Below are 16,967 nucleotides of genomic sequence, written 5' to 3'. Positions count from 1 at the left end.
CGACGGCGCCCACCACTTCGGGCACAGAGGTGTGTACGCAGGGGCAGGCCGGCAATCCGCCTCGTGCGAGGCTGCCTGCTCTCCTTCCGGACATGCTTCACCATTTGTGCTATGGCGCGCACTCAGAGTACGTCACGCCGGAACGCCAGGGAGGGGGCTTCCGATGTGGCGCTTCATCTCTCTGGCCCTCCAAGGGAGTCCCCCGGATGAGACGCAAGCATGTCCCAGTCGCCGTTCCCCAAGCGGAGCGCCGCGACTTTCTGCGCAAGATGGGATGGATGAGCGCTGGAGTGAGCCTGGCATCGTTCTATGCCTCGCCCGCCTGGGCCGCCGAAGACTGCTCGGATCCCAATTACAACCCGCCCGACTATCCCCAGGATTGCAAAGCTCCGGCGGCCACGGGCCAGCCCGTCCCGTTCACGCCTCTCCAAGGGCCCGTGCTTCCGCGCAAGAGCGCCTTCGAGCTCACCCCCGAGGAGATCACCAAGATCCAGTCCGCATACCGGGCGCTCCGAGAGCTCACGGTCAAGGATCCGACGGACCCCCGTGGCTGGCAGCAGCAGTCTTTCGTCCACTGCTGGTACTGCGGCGGCGGCTCGGACGGCCAGCAGGGCATGGAGATCCACGGCAGTTGGTGGTTCCTGCCGTGGCACCGCGCCTTCCTCTACTTCCACGAGCGGATCCTGGGCGGTCTGATCAACGATCCCACGTTCCGGCTTCCGTTCTGGGACTGGGACACCCAGAGCGGAAGCCCGAGCCACCAGACGATGCCGCCCATCTACACGGCGATCCTCAAGGAGCTCAATCCCTTGTCGAACACGAGGCGGGGAGAGACGGCCACGGCTCGCATCCCATCCTCCATCGTCGGTCCCACCGTGATTGCGCGCATCCTGGGTCAGAGCACGTACGCGACCTTTGGCGGCGCCGGCAACAACGGCCAGCCCGGCCAGCTCGAGCAGGGGCCTCACAACCAGGTCCACGTGTGGACGGGCACCGGTAAAACCACCATGCCCGATTGCGGCACGGACATGGGCGTGCTCGCCACCGCCGCGCGCGATCCCCTCTTCTTCGCGCACCACTCCAACGTGGACCGCTTCTGGGATTTGTGGAAGCAGATCCCCGGGCACGACAATCCCCCGGACGACTCCTGGCTCTCGCAGACGTGGACCTTCTATGACGAGCAGAAGCGCTTCGTGTCCATCGCGGTGAAGGACGTCATCACCACCGCCGGGCTGGGCTACGAGTACGCTCCAGTCAAGGGCGTGGCGAAGGCAGTGGCCGCCAAGAAGGCTCCGCCTGCCGCCACCACGGTGGCCGCCGCCGCCTCGACCGGTTCCGCGCCCGAGCCGCTCGTCGTCACATCGAAGGACGAAGGCATCTCGTTGACGCCCAAGCCCGTGACACACTCGGTGCAGAGCCTCCCCAAGCCGCAGAAGGACCGGATGATGGCCATCACTCCGGGCGCGAAGCAGCGCGTGTTGCTGAAGATCCAGGGCATCGAAATCCCCATGACGGAGTCCGCCCAGGTGCGGGTGTTCGTCAACAAACCCGATGCCACAGCTGCGACCTCGGTGGAGACGCCCAACTTCGCTGGCAACATCGGAGCCGTCGCCCACACCCGCGGCAAGCAGCACCAGAATCACGCGAAGACCTTCGATGCCACCATTGAACTGGCTCCGGAGACCGCCCGCCTGATCGCCACCCAGGGCAAGGTCTCGGTGACCCTGGTGCCGGTGGATGCCATGGGCAAGCAACCCAAGGACATCTCCCTCAAGTACCGGAAGATTGTCCTCGAGACGGAGTAGCGGGCCCCAAGCCGAAGGGAGGCAGGCCCCCCACGAGGAGCGAGGTAGCGGCCAGGCGCGAGGAGCGGTAGACCTCGCGCATGCGCCTGCACCTCGTCGACGGGACCTATGAGTTGTACCGTGCCCACTTCTCACCCCGTCCGGGCCACTCTGCTCCGGACGGGCAGGACGTGAAGGCCACCGTGGGCGTCATGTCCTCGCTGCTCGCGCTGCTCCACGACAAGGACGAGGCGGTCACCCACCTCGCCGTCGCCTTCGACAACCCCATCCGATCGTTCCGAAACGATCTCTTCGATGGATACAAGTCCGACGAGGGTGTCCCGCCCGAACTGCACGCGCAGTTCGATCTCGTGGAAGAGGCCGTGCGCTCTCTCGGCGTCACTGCCTGGTCCATGAAGAAGCACGAGGCCGATGACGCGCTGGCCACCGCCGCCGCGCGCTGGGCCGATAAGGTGGAACAGGTCCGGTTGCTCACTCCGGACAAGGATCTGGGCCAGTGCGTGCGCGGGAAGAAGGTGGTGCAGGTGGACCGCCGTCAGGAGAAGGAGCTGGATGAGGACGCCGTCCGCGCGAAGCTCGGCGTGTCTCCCGCCAGCATCCCGGACCTGCTCGCGCTGGTGGGCGATACGGCGGACGGCATCCCCGGTCTGCCTGGCTTCGGCGAGAAGGGTGCCTCGGCGCTGCTCACCGCCTACGCCCACCTGGAGGACATCCCCGATGATCCGTCCACCTGGACGGTGCGCCCGCGCGGCGCGGATAAGCTGGCCGCCACACTCCGAGCACACCGCGAAGAGGCCTATCTCTACCGGAAGCTGGCCACCGTGGTGACGGATGCGCCGCTGAAGGAGTCCCTGGCGCAGCTCGAGTGGGCCGGTGTTCCTCGCAAGCCCTTCGAGGCCCTGTGTGACAGGCTCGGCGTCACCACCCTCAAGTCCCGCCCCAAGAAATGGGCCTGATCGTCAGCAATCTGAGAGAATGCCTCCTGCCCGCACCGGGTTGAACATCAACATGTCCACTCAGCTCAAGACGCCCCCCTCGGATGACTGGATCCCCTCGCTGGAGGACACTCCCTTCCAGCGCATCGGCGGCGAGGAAGCGGTCCGCGCGCTCGTGGCGGCCTTCTATGACTCCATGGACGCGACCGAGCCGGCGCTCGCCCGGCTCCACGTCCTGGAGGACGACGGCACGGTGAGCCGGGGCACCCGCGAGCGCTTCGGCCTGTTCCTCATCGGCTGGCTCGGCGGGCCCCAGCACTACGTCGAGCGTCACGGCCACCCGCGCCTGCGCATGCGCCACGGCCATGTACCGGTGGACAGCGCCATGCGTGACGCCTGGCTGCGCTGCATGCATAGGGCGCTGGATGCTCGGGGTATCACCGGCGGCCTGCGGCGCTTCCTCGAGGAGCGCTTCGCCCACACGGGCGATTTCCTGCGCAACACCGAGGGCTGATCTCGCCCTCGGTTCCCAAGCTCTCCAAGGAAGCGTTGCGGAAAAAGAACGACCGTTCTATTCTTGGGGCATGATGAGGAAGGGCGAACTCACACGTCAGGCCATCCTGGAGCGCGCGGTGCGCCTGGCCAGCCGCGTGGGCCTGCAGGGGCTGACGATTGGTGGGCTGGCGGAGGAGCTCCAGCTCTCCAAGAGCGGCCTGTTCGCCCACTTCCGCTCCAAGTCCTCACTCGAGGTGGAGGTGTTGGAGGCGGCCACCGCGCTCTTCACGGAGGTGGTCATCCGCCCAGCGCTGGCTCGGCCCCGAGGCGAGCCGCGCATCAGGGCCATCTTCGAGCGCTGGCTGGACTGGGCGCGCAGCGCCTCGCTCGAGGGAGGCTGCATCTTCGTCGCCGCCGCCGCGGAGCTGGATGACACGCCGGGCCCTGCTCGCGACAAGCTGGTGCAGTCCGAGAAGGATTGGCTGGACTGCGTGGCCCAGACGGCGCGCACCGCCATCAACGAGGGCCACTTCCGCAAGGATGCCGACGTGGAGCAGTTCGCCAGTGAGCTGCACGGCATCATGCTGGCGTACCACCATGCGGCCCGGCTGATGCGCGAGCCGAAGGCCGAGGTGCGCGCACGCCGCGCCTTCGAGTCCCTGCTGAGCCTCTACCGCGCCCCCACCACCTGAGCCTTCCCTCGCTGGCTGTTGTCTCTCCTGGAGTCCTCGTCATGGCGAAGAATAGCACGAACGTTCGGATGGAATTGACGCGCTTGGTCATGCGGACTCGGGGCCGTGTGCTGGGCACGCTGGCTCCGGATCGAACGGGCCGCTGGGCGGAGCGGCTGTTCCGGACGCCTCGGCGCACGCCGCCTTCGCGCACGGCCCGGTCGGTGCTGGAGCAGGGCCAGCAGCGTTTCCTGGCGCTCTGCGGCGAGCAGGTGGCGGTGTGGAGCTGGGGTGAGGGCCCTCGTGTGCTGCTGGTGCATGGGTGGAGCGGGTACGGCGGCCAGCTCACGGCCTTTGTGGAGCCACTGGTAGCCGCGGGCTTCTCGGTGGTGGCGTTCGATGCGCCGGCGCACGGCCTGTCCTCCGGGCGGTACTCGTCGTTTCCGGACATGGCGCGGGTGATTCGCGCGGTGGCCCAGGCCACCGGTGGGCCGCATGCGCTCATCGCGCACTCGCTCGGGGCGGCGGCCAGTGCCCTGGCCCTGCGAGATGGGATGTCCGTGGAGCGAGCCGTCTTCCTGGCTCCGCCGTCGGATCCGCGCAAGGCGGTGGCTTTCCTCTCGCGCGAGCTGGCGCTTCCGGAGCGCGCCAAGGCTCGGATGGTGGAACGGCTCGAGGCGCGGCTCGGGCCGCTGCAGCAGTACGTGGTGCCGGACTTCGTGCCCTCGCTGAAGGTACCCGTGCGCATCTTCCATGACGCGCACGACGAGGAGGTCCGGCTGGAGTCGGGCGAGGCCATCGCTCGGGCCTGGCCGGGCGCGACGCTGGTGCGTACGGAGGGCCTGGGGCACCACCGCATCCTCTATACGCCGGCCATCGTCTCGGAGGCGGTGGCCTTCATCGCGGCGAGCCGCCCGAGGGACGCGTGGCCGAGGCTGTCCACGGCCACGCTGAAGCTCGTCCCTACCCAGGCACGTCCGTGAGGCTCGGAGCGGGCTAGAAGCGAACGAAGAGGCCCGGGCCCGCGGCCAGGGAGCCGTTGTCGCGACCCGCGGCCATCACCACCGGCACGGGCACGGCCTGAAGCGCTACGCGGCGCGGCCTGTCCTGCTCCGTGGGCACTCCCGGATCCGAGGTCAGCAGGAGCGTGAGGGCGAACGTGGTGACGATGCCCGCCAGCGAGGTCAGCGGCACGGTGGTGCCATCGGCGAGGCCCGCGCCCAGCCAGAGCAGCGCGGCGCCCACGCCCAGCGGAACCATCGTGAGCTTCAACACGCGCCCGGCATCCATCTCCAGAGGCATGGTGAGCAGGCCGCCCAGGGCCATGCCCAGCGCGGGGGCGATGAAGGTGGGCAGGTAGCTCATGTCTCCACTGCCGGAGGTGTCCATGACGGCCTGGGTGAGGCCGGTGAGGGTGACGGCGTAGAGGGACATCATGCCCACGAGCGCCGCGTCCCCGGTGCTCACGTCCCCTCCGCCGTGCGTGGCCGCGAGCACGCTGATCACTCCCAGTTGCGTGGTGGCCAGGGCCAGCCAGGCGGTGTCCCGCCGGGCCATGTCCGACTCCAGGCCGATGGCCAGCCCGGCCATGAAGCCCGTCGTGGCGGCTCCGGACACGAGGAACGCCTCGTTGCGCTCCACGGGGACGTAGTACTGGTAGAGCGTGGCGGCCGTGCCCAACAGGAGTCCGCCGACCACCGCGCCCGTATAGGCGCTGTTGTCCCGCGCATCGTTCGGATTGTCCTCATCGATGCTGTGCCCGAGCATGGCGCCGCTGACGATGCCGCTGATGACCTCGGTGAAGGCGACCAGTTGTCCGCCCGGGCCCGCGGAGAAACGGCTGTAGCGCACCGCGCGCTCACTCGGAGACTCGGCCGGGCCCGTGGCCGTGGGGGCGGCGGGCGCCGGCTGGGTGGGCGGTGGAGGGGGCGTGGTCGGCTCGCTCAGCGTCGCGGGGGGGAGCGGCGGTGGCGAGGGCTGCTCGGTGGGCGCGTCAGGCTGCTGGGCGGCCGCCACGGTGGCGACGAGGCTGAGCAGGATGGCGATGGACTTCATTCGATCGGTCCTCAGTGGATCAGCGGGTCAGAACTGGAACGACACACCGGGCCCCACGGCGAGTCCGGTGTTGTGACGGCCCGCGGCGAGGAGGACGGGCACAGGAGTCATCCGCGGGGTGTGGGTGGAGGTTTGCTGCGGGGGCACCACGGTGGCCGTGAGCGCGGTGATGAGCGCGGTGAGGCCGAGGCTGCTGGTGAGGGTGATGAGCACCACCCGGCCCGTGGTGGCGTTGTTGGAGAGCGGCGCGGCCAGGGCGATGGCCATCCCGCTGGCGACGAGCGGAACCGAGGAGATGAGCGCGAAGCCCACGCCGTTCAGTTCCAGGGGAATGGAGAGCAGCCCTCCCAGGGCCATGCCAATCACGGGCGCCATCAGCATGGGGGCGAAGTTGTAGCCCCGTCCGCTGTTCTCCGCGTCATTGATGAACTCGACCAGGCTGGCGATGAGGACGGAGTAGAGGGACGTGAGGCTGATGAGCCCCATGTCCGCGCCCGTGAGCCCCATGCCCGAGGTGAGCAGCAGCGTGGCGAACAGCCCCACCTGCGAACAGGCCAGGGCGAGGGCGGCGCGCTGTGCGTCCTTCCAGTCGCGATCGTTGGCGAAGCCGACGCCTCCGAGCATCGCGGACATCGAGAGGAGCGTGGAGAGCAGCGCCTCGCTCCGCTCCACCCGGAAGAAGTACTGGTAGAGGATGCCCACGGTGCCCAGCGTAAGCCCACCGACCATCGCGCCCGTATAAAGGTTGTTGGTCTCGCCTTGGGCGTCGTAGGCGGAGCCCAGGATGGAGCCTCCGACGAGCCCCAGGAGCACCTCGGTGACCGCGACGGCCGGGCCACCGGGGCCCGCGGAGAAGCGGCTGTAGCGCAGCGCACGCTCCTTCGGAGACTCGGCGGGACCGGTGCTCGGAGGAGGCGGAGGAGTCCGGGCCCACTCGGGCTCATCCGGAGGCGCGGAGGGCGTTGGAGCCTGCGAGAAGGAACCCTCGGGCGGGGCCTGGAATGCTTCGGGTTGCTGGGCTGTCGCGGTGGACACTGCGGCGAGGCACAGCACGACGACGGTGGCTCGCATGGGGGATGCCTCCTCGAACTTCAGCATCCCAGCAGGACTGCAACCCGAAGACCACTTCCCAGCAGTGCCATTCCCTTCTTCGTGACTCAGCGCGCCGTGACGGGCTGTGCAGACCGGTGCACACGAGTGGGGCGCGCGTGTCGTGCCCCCTCACGCAGGGGTAGATTCGACACCGTCTTCACGTTCCACACGAGCCCCAACCCCTCCAGCGCGCGCACGGCCCAGAAGCCCGGATCCGGCTGCCTCCAGCCGACCCCCATCTGCGCGGAGCTCGGGAAGGCGTGGTGCGTGTTGTGCCAGGACTCGCCCATGCTCAGCAGCGCCAGCCACCCCGTGTTGCGTCCCTGCTCCGCGGCGCCGGGCAGCTCGTAGGGCTGCTCACCCGAGGTGTGGCTCACGTAGTGGATGGCCCAGAAGCCGTCCTGCGTGAGCGCCAGCCGGACGAAGAGGCCCCACGCGACGAAGGCCTCGCCCCCGGCCGCGTACAGCGCCAGCGCCAGCGGTACCTGCAGCCACAGCCCCGCGCGCTCCAGGAACTGGAACAGGGGGCGCTCGGCCACGCGCGGATCCACGGGCGGGTACACGGACTCATCGCGCGCCTCGGAGTCGAAGAAGAGCGCGTACCCCATCGCATTGAGGAAGCCGCCCGAGTAGCCGAAGTACGGGGGGCAGTCCGGCTGGTTCTGGTGGTAGTCGCGCCGGTGGTGCATGCGGCTCATGCCGAGCACTCCGCCCAGGCCCGCCAGCGAGCCCAGCACCGCGAGCACGGCCTCCATCGCGCGCGAAGTCTGGAAGGCCCGGTGGATGAGGCCTCGGTGGAAGCCCACCGACACGCCCAGGCACATCGTCACCGCGGCGAGCCCCATGGCCACCGCCACCGCGCTCCACGAGAAGAAGAGGCTGCCCCCGACCAGCGCGCCCACGTGGATCAGCGCCCAGCGCAGCACCTTGGCGCGGTTCAGCCGCGTCCCACCTCCTGCTCCGTCCCTTGCATCTTCCATGGCCTCCGGCTCCTTTCGAGCGGAGGTAACGCAAGCGCCCTGCCAGCCGAAGTTCCTCGTCCTTTCAGGTACTTGCAGCCCTGGAGCGGCTCCACTGTCCACGAGGTCGACGGTGCACCGTCAACGGCGGAGACGCTCGGGCCGGGCAAGAAATGGTTGCTTCGTGAATGCCCGCAAGGAGGGCTCCTGAGGGAGAGATGGAGTCCTCGTGGTGAGGGTGACTATCTTCACCGCATGAAAACTCCACGCTTCGTCCGTTTGACGCTGGGACTGGGCCTGCTCGCGGGTGGAGTGGCCCTCGCCGAGCCTGAGAATCCCGCCATCTCCGTGCGCCTGCCGACGGCTTCCTACAATGTTCAGCTCACCGGGAAGGACATCGTCTCGCAGTTCCTCCAGCTCAGCCACTCGCCTCGGGAGATTCGGGGCCGGGCCCATGACGCCACCACGGTCATCACCTTCAAGGAGGGCGAGGCCCACGGCAACATCGGTGGCCTGGCCGTCAACCTGAAGGTCAAGACCGAGGGCGACACCGTCAAGGCCCAGGGCGGCTTCGCCGGGCGCCCCGTCGAGGTCAGCTACAGCCCCTCCGAGCTCACCGTCTACATCAACGACTGCACCTACCGGCTGAAGAACAACTCCGAGGGCACGTACATCGGCCGGCGGAGCTGTGACCGGGCCTACCAGCGGGAAACGGAAGTGTACCTCCCCGAGGTGTTCCAGCAGCTCTCCCCGCAGGAGCAGGTCACCCTGCTCCTGCTCTCGCTGGGCTGAGCCACGCTCGCCAGACGTAGGGCCCTGCTATGGCCTCACGTCCACCCGCCGCTCGATGCCAATGCCCGTCGGTCCGCCCACCAGCACCTTGCGCTGCCAGGGGAAGACGAGGGCCAGGGCCACGCCCGCCAGCCCCACCAGGGCGTAGATCAACCGCGCCAGGGCGGAGGTCTGCTCGCGCGCGCCGCCGCCAAAGATGGCGTCGACCAGGTTCCAGTTGAAGAAGCCGATGAGGCCCCAGTTCACCGCGCCGATGATGGCCACCACGGCCAGGAACTTGATGAAGCCGCTCATCCGGTCCGTGTTGATGCGTTCCATGATCATGCCTCCTGTTGCCGAGTACTTGGGCTGTGCCATCAGGAGGTGCGTCACGGTGGAGGCCGGGCGGCCTCCTGACACGACTAGGGTGTGAAGTCTTTCGTGGCGCGGCTTGCCTGCCGTGCCGCTCCTCTCAGTGCCGCGGTGGCGCTCGGCGCGCCCTCAGTCCCGCTGGCGGGGGAGCTCCACCGTGAACGTCGAGCCCACGCCGGGCTGGCTCGTCACCTGGATGCGTCCGCCCATCGCCTCGACGATCTGCCGGGAGATCCACAGCCCCAGGCCGAAGCCACCGTAGTTGCGCTCGGATACGGCCCGCTCGAAGCGGTTGAACAGGCGGGTGAGGTCCTCCTGCGCGATGCCGATGCCGCCGTCCTTCACCGACAGCCGCACCCGGTCGCTCGTCGTCTCGGTGACGAGCTGGATGGGGTTGCCCCGGCCGTACTTCACCGCGTTGGAGAGCAGGTTCGTCACCACCTGATCCAGGCGCAGCTTGTCCCACTGGCCCGCGGTCTCCGCGGAGAGCTGGAGCAGCAGCGCCGAACCCGCGCGGGCCAGCTCCGGCTCGAAGCGCTCGGCCACCTCGCGCGCCAGCGCCGACAGCTCCATGTTCTCCGGTTGCAGCTGCAGCCGCCCGGCGGAGATGCGCGACACGTCCAGCAAGTCGTTGACGAGCTGCGTCTGCCGGTGCACCTGCCGGTCCACCGTCTCCAGGCTTCGGCGGAGCCGCTCGGGTGACGGGCCCGAGGGCGATCGAGCCAGCGTTGACAGCAGGATCTGCACCTGGAGCTGGAGCGCGCTGATGGGCGTCTTCAGCTCGTGGCTGGCGATGGAGAGGAACTCCTCGCGCAGCCGCACGGCCTGCTGCGCCTCGTGGTAGAGCCGCGCGTTGTCGATGGCGAGCGCCGCCTGTCGCGCCAGCTCCTGTGCCAGGGCCAGGTCCTGGGTGTCATAGATGCGCCGGGTGGTGGTGAGCGACAGCACACCCAGCGCCTGGCCTCGCACCACCAGCGGCACGCGCAGCGAGGCCTGGGGGCGCGGCGAGAATTCCCTGCGCAGCTCCGGCATGCTGGAGGCGAGGATGCGCCTCACCGCGGCCAGCTCGGCGTCTCTCGAGGAAGGCTCGGGAGCGTCATCCACATGGGCCGAGGCCACGCACCGCGGTTCGTCCTCCTCCTGCAGGTAGATGGAGCACGCGTCCGCCCATGAGGGGACGGCCAGGCGCGCCACGCGCTCGAGCGTCGCCTCGTCATCCAGGCTGCTGGCAAGCTCACTGCCCGCGCGCGCCAGGAAGCGCTGCGAATCCTCCGCGCGCTTGCGCTCGGTGATGTCCGTGACGACGTAGATGCACTGCACCTGGCCGCTGGCCTGGCGCACCGCCGAGGCCCACAGCGCCACGTCGATGACGCTGCCGTCCTTGCGTTGGCGCTGTGTCTCCAGGCCCATGAGCGGCTCGCCCCGGGCCGCGCGCTCCAGGTTGTCGCGGAACTCGGTTTGCCGGTTCTCCGGCACGGCCACCAATGTGTGGCCGATGGCCTCCTCGGCCGTCCACCCGAAGATGGTCTCGGCGGCGGAGTTCCACAGGCGCACCGTGCCATCCCGGTCCATCAACAGGATGGCGGCGGGCGAGGCCTGGATGAGGGCGGACAGCGTCTGGTGCGCCTCGCGCAGCGCCGCCTGTGCCAGCTGCTGCTGCTCCAACAGCCGTGCGCGCGCCAGGGCCTCCGCCGCGGGGTGCACGAGCAGCTCCAGGAAGGCGCGCTCATCCGCGTCGAAGCGGCGGGGCTCGGTGAAGCCCAGCACCAGTGCGCCCAGCGTGCGGCCCTCGGCCTTCAGCGGCAGGCACGCCATGGACGGAGTCTGGGTGAAGCTCGGAGCACCCTGCCGCTCCTCGAGCACCGGATAGGGCCGCGCCACCGCCTCGGGCGTCTCCATCCACATCGGGCGGCCTTCGCGCATGGCCTCCATGAGCGGAGCCCCCATCTGCAGCGGCAGCCGCTGGAAGCGCTCCACCAGCTCTTGCGGATAGCCGACGGTGCGGACCAGCCGCGCGTAGGCGCCATCCGGCTCGATGAGCCACAGCCCTCCGCTGCGCGCTCCCACGGCTTTCACGCCATGGTCCACGACGATCTCCGCCACGCGGGTGGCGGTGAGGGCCTGGGACAGCTCGGCGGTGACGGCCTGCAGGCGGGTGGTGCGCTCGGCGGCGCGCTGGGCGTTGGCGCGAGCCTGCTGCTCGGCGGCGTAGAGCCGGGCCCGCTCCATGGCCTGGGCCGTCTGCCCCACCAGGTCCTTCAGGAAGGCGCGCTCGTCCGGGGTGAAGGTGCGCGGAGACAGGAAGCCCAGGGTGAGCGCGCCCAACGCCCGTCCCCGAGCCAGCAGCGGGAGGCTGGCCACCGCCTGGGTGGAGATCTCCGGCCGCTGGACGGTCGCGGGGAAGTGCGCCGCGAGCTCCTCCCGCGTCTCCAGCCACATGGATTTCCCTGTCCGGTAGGCCTCGGCCGTGGACAGGGGAGCACTGCTGGGGAAGCGGGCCAGCCGCTCCACGGAGCCCGTCGGCAGGTTGCGGCTGCCGAGCAGCTCCAGCCACGTCGGATCCTCGCTGGACACCGCGAAGAAGCCCTGGTCCGCGCCCACCGCGTCCATGGCCTCGCGCATGGCCACACCGGCCACATCCGCGGGAGTCAGCGCCTCGGAGAGCGCGGCCGTGGCGCGCTGCATGCGCAGGATGCGGTTGGCGGACACCTCGGCGTCTTGCCGGGCCTGACGCTCGGCCGCATAGGCGCGCGCTACGTCCAGCACCACCGCCGCGCGATCAGCCACCTCCTGGAGCAGCAGCCGTTCGGTGTCCTCGAAGGGGCGGCGGCCCAGGCCGCGGGCGACGGCCAAGGTGCCGAAGATGCGCCCGCGCGCGCGCAGCGGCAGCACGATCAGATCGCTGAAGGGGAAGCGCTCGGCGGCGGCCTTCAGCGAGGGCGCCACGGCCCGGCGCAGCACCTCGGGGGGCAGGGCCGACAGCAGCAGCGACTCGCCCTTCTTCACCACCAGGGCGGACAGCCCCTCATCGGTGCGTTGGGGCTCGGAGGTGAGCGCCTTGAAGGCCTCGCGGGAGGAGGGATCCGAGTGGGCCGTGGCCACCGGGTTCAGCCACTGTCCATCCTCGGACAGCAGCCGTACGCCGCAGGCCTGGCCGAGCAACGGGACGACCAGGGCGCAGAACCGCTCGAGGACGGCGGGCGCCTCGAGACTGGCGTCCGCGAGCACGCGAGACGCCTCCGCCAACAGTGCCAGGCGTTCCTCCAACCCCAGCGGGCTGGACGGGTACTGCTGCGTCGGACTGGACGTGGCTGAAACCATTCCGAGAGGGGCCCCCAAAAAGCCGATCGCACATGCGAACGGCGCAATGAGCAAAGGGACTCGAGGGTCGGACGTACACCCGTTGACATACGTACATAAACGTACTTCTGGACACACTGTCGCATTAGGGATTCCCCGAAGCCCGAAAGGGAGGGGTGGGAGCGGGTGCTGGTTGCTCCGGGATGGGGTTCGGCTAAAGCGGGGGCGGTGAACGCAACTACGGAAGCCCCTGCCACCGCGGCCGAGGGGGTGAGCCTGGGCAAACGCACGATGCTGCTGGCGCTGGGAGCGATCGGCGTCGTCTATGGCGACATCGGTACCAGCCCCCTGTACGCGCTGCGCGAGTGCTTCACGGGACCGCACGGCATCACTCCGTCGCACGAGAATGTGCTGGGGGTGCTGTCGCTCATCTTCTGGGCGCTCATCATCAACGTGTCCGTGAAGTACCTGGTCTTCGTGCTGCGGGCGGACAACCGGGGCGAGGGCGGGGTGCTGGCGCTGATGGCGCTGGTGGGGCATCGAGCGAGGGCGGGGCGGCCGATGAACCGGGCGAGGCCGTTGCTGCTCGTGATGGGCATCTTCGGGGCGTCGCTGCTGTACGGGGACGGCATCATCACTCCGGCCATCTCGGTGCTGAGCGCGGTGGAGGGCCTGAGCGTGGCCACGCCCATCTTCCAGCCCTACATCCTGCCCATCACCCTGATCATCCTGCTGGGGCTCTTCCTGGTGCAGCGGCACGGGACGGGTGGGATTGGGAACGTGTTCGGGCCGTTCATGTGCCTGTGGTTCGTGGTGCTGGCGGTGCTGGGGGTGAAGGAGCTGGTGCACAACCCCGCGGTGCTGTGGGCGCTGTCACCGGTGGAGGGGGTGTCCTTCTTCGTGCGCAACGGGGGGCACGGCTTCCTGGTGTTGGGGGCGGTGTTCCTGGTGGTGACGGGAGGCGAGTCGCTCTACACGGACATGGGCCACTTCGGCCGGGGGCCCATCCGGTGGGCGTGGTTCGCGCTGGTGTTGCCCTCGCTGATGTTGAACTACCTGGGGCAGGGGGCGCTGCTGTTGAGGAATCCGGAGGCGGCGCGCAACCCGTTCTTCCTGATTGCTCCGTCGTGGGCGCTCTACCCGCTGGTGGTGCTGGCGGCGGGGGCGGCGACGATTGCGTCCCAGGCGGTGATTTCCGGGGCGTTCTCGAACACGCGGCAGGCGATGCAGCTGGGGTACTGCCCGCGCATGGAGGTGGTGCACACCTCGGCGGAGGAGAAGGGGCAGATCTACCTGCCGGGGTTGAACCTGATGCTGCTGGTGGGGGTGGTGCTGCTGGTGTTGGGGTTCCGCAGCTCGAGCGCGTTGGCGGGGGCGTACGGCATCGCGGTGTCCACGGCGATGCTGATGACGACGATGATGGCGTACGTGGTGGCGCGCGAGCGGTGGGGTGTGGGGCGCGCGGTGGCCATCCCGGTGCTGTCGTTGTTCCTGGGGGTGGAGCTGGCGTTCTTCAGCGCCAACGCGGTGAAGATCCCCGAGGGCGGATGGTTCCCGCTGTTGCTGGCGGCGACCATCTTCACGCTGATGACGACGTGGAAGCGGGGGCGGGAGATTCTGGCGGCCAAGCTGCGCGAGGCCAGCATGGACCTGAAGGACCTGCTGGAGGGCTTCAAGGGCGAGCACGCGCCGGTGCGGGTGCCAGGGACGGCGGTGTTCATGACGGGCAACCCGGAGGGCTCGCCGCCGGCGTTGTTGCACAACCTGAAGCACAACAAGGTGCTGCACGAGCAGGTGGTGCTGCTGACGATCTTGTCGGAGGACGTGCCGCACGTGCCGCCGGAGGAGCGGGTGGAGGTGCAGCCGTTGGAGCTGGGGTTCGTGCGGTTGATCGCGCGCTACGGCTTCATGGAGAACCCGAGCATTCCGGACATCCTCAAGAGGGGACGGGAGCAGGGGCTGCAGTTCCAGTTGATGAGCACCTCGTTCTTCCTGGGACGGGAGACGCTGATTCCGTCGAAGAAGCCAGGGATGGCGATGTGGCGCGAGTCGCTGTTCGCCTGGATGAGTCGCAACGCGCGCAGCGCCACGGCGTTCTTCCGGATTCCACCCAACCGCGTGGTGGAATTGGGCACGCAGGTGGAGTTGTAAGCCCCAGGCCTGGGGGACGGGACGGGCGTCGGAGCTACCGCACGGAGCGGGCGCCCTCCACGACTCGGCGCGCGAGGGCCCGGCTGATGCGGTGGCCCAGCTTCAGCTCCACGTCCATGTAGATGGGCGAGCTGTTCAGCTCCAGGAACACGAAGTCCTTGCCGCGCTGCTTCAGATCGATGCCCGCGAATACCAGCCCGCACGCCTTCGCCGCCGAGCGGCAGAAGCGCTGGATGGCCTCGGGCAGCACCACCTCTCGGTACTGTGCCCCGCCGCTGCTGTAGACAGGGTCGTCCCGGAAGTCGAGGTGCTGCTGCGGGGTCTCGATGGCTACGCTGGAGACGATCTCGTCTCCCACCAGCATCACCCGCAAGTCGTCCCCCGGCACGCGCTCCTGGAAGATGACCGGTGAGGCCTTCACCGTGTCCAGCCGCCCCAGCGCTTCGTCGTCCAGCGTCCGGGTGATGGCTCCGCCCAGCACGGGCTTGAAGATGACGTCCTTCACCTCGGCATGAAACGCGCGGATGGCGGCCGGATCATTCGAGATGAGCGTGCGCGGCACCTTCGCTCCCAGGCTGCGCAGCGCGTGCAACTGGTAGGGCTTGTACTGCATCACGCTGGCCGCATGCGGGCCGTTGACCAGCGTGGCGCCCCGGTGCGACAGCTTCAGCAGCCACGCCAGGAAGTACGCGGCACGCTCGCGGGTCTGGTTGAAGAGGGTGAACCAATCCTCATAGAGCACCAGCGAGTCGTCCTTCTGCATCGCGGGCACATAGGGCGCGGGGATGGTGCGCACGTAGAAGCCCGTCACGTCATCCACGGGGTTGCCCAGGTAGAAGGTCTGCCCGTCGAGCATCGAGAGGGGCTGGCCCTCGTCGAGCGCGCGGCTGTCCACGTAGAGCGTGTCCGCGCCGAGCGCTGCCGCCTCGCGAGCCACCGCGGCGCACTGTGGGTCGGCGCTGTCGCCGAAGATGCCGATTCGCATGTTGTGTTTCCCCCCTTGAAGACTTCACACGCAGGCAAGCAGGACTCACCTTCGGCGTATAGATGGGTGGGTGGCAACCCAGCCCCGCACCATCTGGAGGAAACATGACGGGTCAACGCCGAGCCGCGTCCTTCATCCGCTACGCGTTACCTCTCCCACTGGGAGTGAAGCCCGCGAAACCTCAGGACTTGAGGGAGCAGGGGAGCAAGGGCAAGCCCAAGCCCGTGACGACGCTGGCGGTAGGGGAGGAGAGCGGAACGACCCACCCGGGCGGCGTCACCTCCATGGCTGTGGGCGAAGAGGCCGGCAGCGGCGGGGGCTGAACCCCGAGCCCCCGCGGTCGGCTCGGCTATGCGCCGAAGTGGTACGCGGAGAGCTGCACGCCCATGAACCTACCGCTGTAGGCGATGGTGCCGCGATCTGTTCCGGCTGCGCCGGCAATGACCATCAGCGGCAGCAGGTGCTCCTCACGCGGGTGGGACAGCCGTGCCGCGGGGGCGGTCGACCACTGCGCGAGGCGCCGGTCGCGTTCTGGTGCATCAAGAGTGGCGGCCTCTCTCAACCAGGCGTCGAAGGTCTCCGAGATGGCGGGGGCTCGCGGATCGCGGAACGCACGCAGGTTGTGGAAGGTCATGCCGCTGCCAACGATGAACACGCCCTCGTCTCGCAGCGGCGCGAGCGCTCGTCCCATCGCGAGGTGCTCCTGTGGATCGAGTCCCTGCTTGAGCGACAGCTGCACCGTGGGCACATCCGCCTTGGGGTACGTGAGCTTGAGCGGGACGAAGGTGCCGTGGTCGTAGCCTCGCTCCGAGTCCGTGGCCGTCTGGAAGCCCGCGGCGCCGAGGAGCTCCTGCACCCGCGCCGCGAGCTTCGGCTGACCGGGAGAGGGCCAGGTGAGCTGGTAGGACTCGGGCGGGAAGCCGTAGTAGTCGAACAGCATGGGCGGGCGCTCGGAGGTCATCACCGTGGGAACGGGCTCCTCCCAGTGCGCCGAGATGACGAGCAGCGCCTTGGGCGGCGTCTTCGGCAGCCCGGCCACCGAGCGCAGGTAACCCGAGAGCGAGTCGACATCCGCCTTGTCGAAGCCGAGATCCACGAACGGCCAGGGCCCCCCGCCGTGGGGCATGAAGACCACGGGCATCCGCTCGCGAGCGGAGGTCGTGCGGTGCTCCTCCGACGAGGACGCGGTGGAACTTCCTTTGATGGCCGGTAGAGCGGCAAGGCCTGCGGCTCCCACGAGCCCCGCGCCAATGGCCTGGCGTCGCGTGATTCCGTCCTCGTGCTCGTTGCTCATGATTCGTCTCCGTGCCGGTTCCTGCTAGCTGTATCGTTCGGCTGATCCAGATCATGCAAGCGTTGCAATGAGCGCACTAGGG

At 68.9% G+C, this 16,967-nt stretch carries 15 protein-coding genes; 8 read left to right on the top strand and 7 right to left on the bottom strand.

The window, feature by feature from the left end:
- Positions 1-206 precede the first annotated feature (206 nt).
- The 5 genes from KY501_RS35055 (at position 207) to KY501_RS35035 (ending at position 4,889) form a co-directional block, all read left to right on the top strand.
- Positions 207-1,805, top strand: a complete 1,599-nt coding sequence (locus KY501_RS35055; protein ID WP_224368046.1) for a tyrosinase family protein — start codon at positions 207-209, stop codon at positions 1,803-1,805.
- A gap of 80 nt (positions 1,806-1,885) precedes the next feature.
- The gene (locus KY501_RS35050) at positions 1,886-2,761 is read left to right on the top strand and encodes a 5'-3' exonuclease (RefSeq protein ID WP_224368045.1); all 876 of its coding nucleotides are present in this window, start codon (positions 1,886-1,888) and stop codon (positions 2,759-2,761) included.
- Positions 2,762-2,813: 52 nt separating this feature from the next.
- Positions 2,814-3,254: a group II truncated hemoglobin gene (locus KY501_RS35045; RefSeq protein WP_224368044.1), complete on the top strand. Its 441-nt coding sequence runs from the start codon at positions 2,814-2,816 to the stop codon at positions 3,252-3,254.
- A 70-nt stretch (positions 3,255-3,324) separates the two neighbouring features.
- Positions 3,325-3,927 (top strand): TetR/AcrR family transcriptional regulator, encoded by a 603-nt coding sequence (locus KY501_RS35040; RefSeq protein WP_304608675.1) that lies wholly within the window; start codon positions 3,325-3,327, stop codon positions 3,925-3,927.
- A gap of 41 nt (positions 3,928-3,968) precedes the next feature.
- On the top strand, positions 3,969-4,889 hold the full coding sequence (locus KY501_RS35035; protein ID WP_224368043.1) for an alpha/beta hydrolase: 921 nt from the start codon (positions 3,969-3,971) through the stop codon (positions 4,887-4,889).
- Between the two features lie 13 nt (positions 4,890-4,902).
- Here KY501_RS35035 and KY501_RS35030 read toward each other — a convergent pair whose 3' ends face one another.
- From KY501_RS35030 to KY501_RS35020, 3 genes are all read right to left on the bottom strand, one after another.
- On the bottom strand, positions 4,903-5,961 hold the full coding sequence (locus KY501_RS35030; RefSeq protein ID WP_224368042.1) for a hypothetical protein: 1,059 nt from the start codon (positions 5,959-5,961) through the stop codon (positions 4,903-4,905).
- Positions 5,962-5,988: 27 nt separating this feature from the next.
- On the bottom strand, positions 5,989-7,032 hold the full coding sequence (locus KY501_RS35025; RefSeq protein ID WP_224368041.1) for a hypothetical protein: 1,044 nt from the start codon (positions 7,030-7,032) through the stop codon (positions 5,989-5,991).
- 86 nt (positions 7,033-7,118) lie between these two features.
- On the bottom strand, positions 7,119-8,033 hold the full coding sequence (locus KY501_RS35020; RefSeq protein WP_224368040.1) for an acyl-CoA desaturase: 915 nt from the start codon (positions 8,031-8,033) through the stop codon (positions 7,119-7,121).
- Positions 8,034-8,267: 234 nt separating this feature from the next.
- Here KY501_RS35020 and KY501_RS35015 point away from each other — a divergent pair, with 234 nt between their 5' ends.
- Positions 8,268-8,804, top strand: a complete 537-nt coding sequence (locus KY501_RS35015; protein ID WP_224368039.1) for a hypothetical protein — start codon at positions 8,268-8,270, stop codon at positions 8,802-8,804.
- Positions 8,805-8,831: 27 nt separating this feature from the next.
- On the opposite strand, the gene KY501_RS35010 is transcribed toward KY501_RS35015, so the two are convergent.
- On the bottom strand, positions 8,832-9,122 hold the full coding sequence (locus KY501_RS35010; protein ID WP_255637075.1) for a DUF378 domain-containing protein: 291 nt from the start codon (positions 9,120-9,122) through the stop codon (positions 8,832-8,834).
- A 162-nt stretch (positions 9,123-9,284) separates the two neighbouring features.
- Positions 9,285-12,476 carry a sensor histidine kinase gene (locus KY501_RS35005; RefSeq protein ID WP_224368038.1) on the bottom strand — a complete coding sequence of 1,064 codons (3,192 nt, stop codon included), beginning with the start codon at positions 12,474-12,476 and terminating at the stop codon, positions 9,285-9,287.
- Positions 12,477-12,746: 270 nt separating this feature from the next.
- Here KY501_RS35005 and KY501_RS35000 point away from each other — a divergent pair, with 270 nt between their 5' ends.
- Positions 12,747-14,606: a potassium transporter Kup gene (locus KY501_RS35000; protein WP_224368162.1), complete on the top strand. Its 1,860-nt coding sequence runs from the start codon at positions 12,747-12,749 to the stop codon at positions 14,604-14,606.
- Positions 14,607-14,640: 34 nt separating this feature from the next.
- Here the strand turns inward: KY501_RS35000 and KY501_RS34995 are convergent, their stop codons facing one another.
- A complete protein-coding gene (locus KY501_RS34995) occupies positions 14,641-15,591 on the bottom strand; it encodes an ATP-grasp domain-containing protein (RefSeq protein ID WP_224368037.1) in 951 nt (316 codons plus the stop codon).
- A 104-nt stretch (positions 15,592-15,695) separates the two neighbouring features.
- Between KY501_RS34995 and KY501_RS34990 the strand changes: the two genes are divergently transcribed.
- Positions 15,696-15,914, top strand: coding sequence for a hypothetical protein (locus KY501_RS34990; protein ID WP_224368036.1), 219 nt, complete (start codon positions 15,696-15,698; stop codon positions 15,912-15,914).
- Positions 15,915-15,940: 26 nt separating this feature from the next.
- Here the strand turns inward: KY501_RS34990 and KY501_RS34985 are convergent, their stop codons facing one another.
- Positions 15,941-16,885 carry a DODA-type extradiol aromatic ring-opening family dioxygenase gene (locus tag KY501_RS34985; protein ID WP_224368035.1) on the bottom strand — a complete coding sequence of 315 codons (945 nt, stop codon included), beginning with the start codon at positions 16,883-16,885 and terminating at the stop codon, positions 15,941-15,943.
- Between the last annotated feature and the right edge of the window lie 82 nt (positions 16,886-16,967).

It is taken from the genome of Hyalangium versicolor (assembly GCF_020103695.1).
GTDB lineage: Bacteria > Myxococcota > Myxococcia > Myxococcales > Myxococcaceae > Hyalangium > Hyalangium versicolor.
This window is presented reverse-complemented; position numbering and strand designations above follow the sequence as displayed.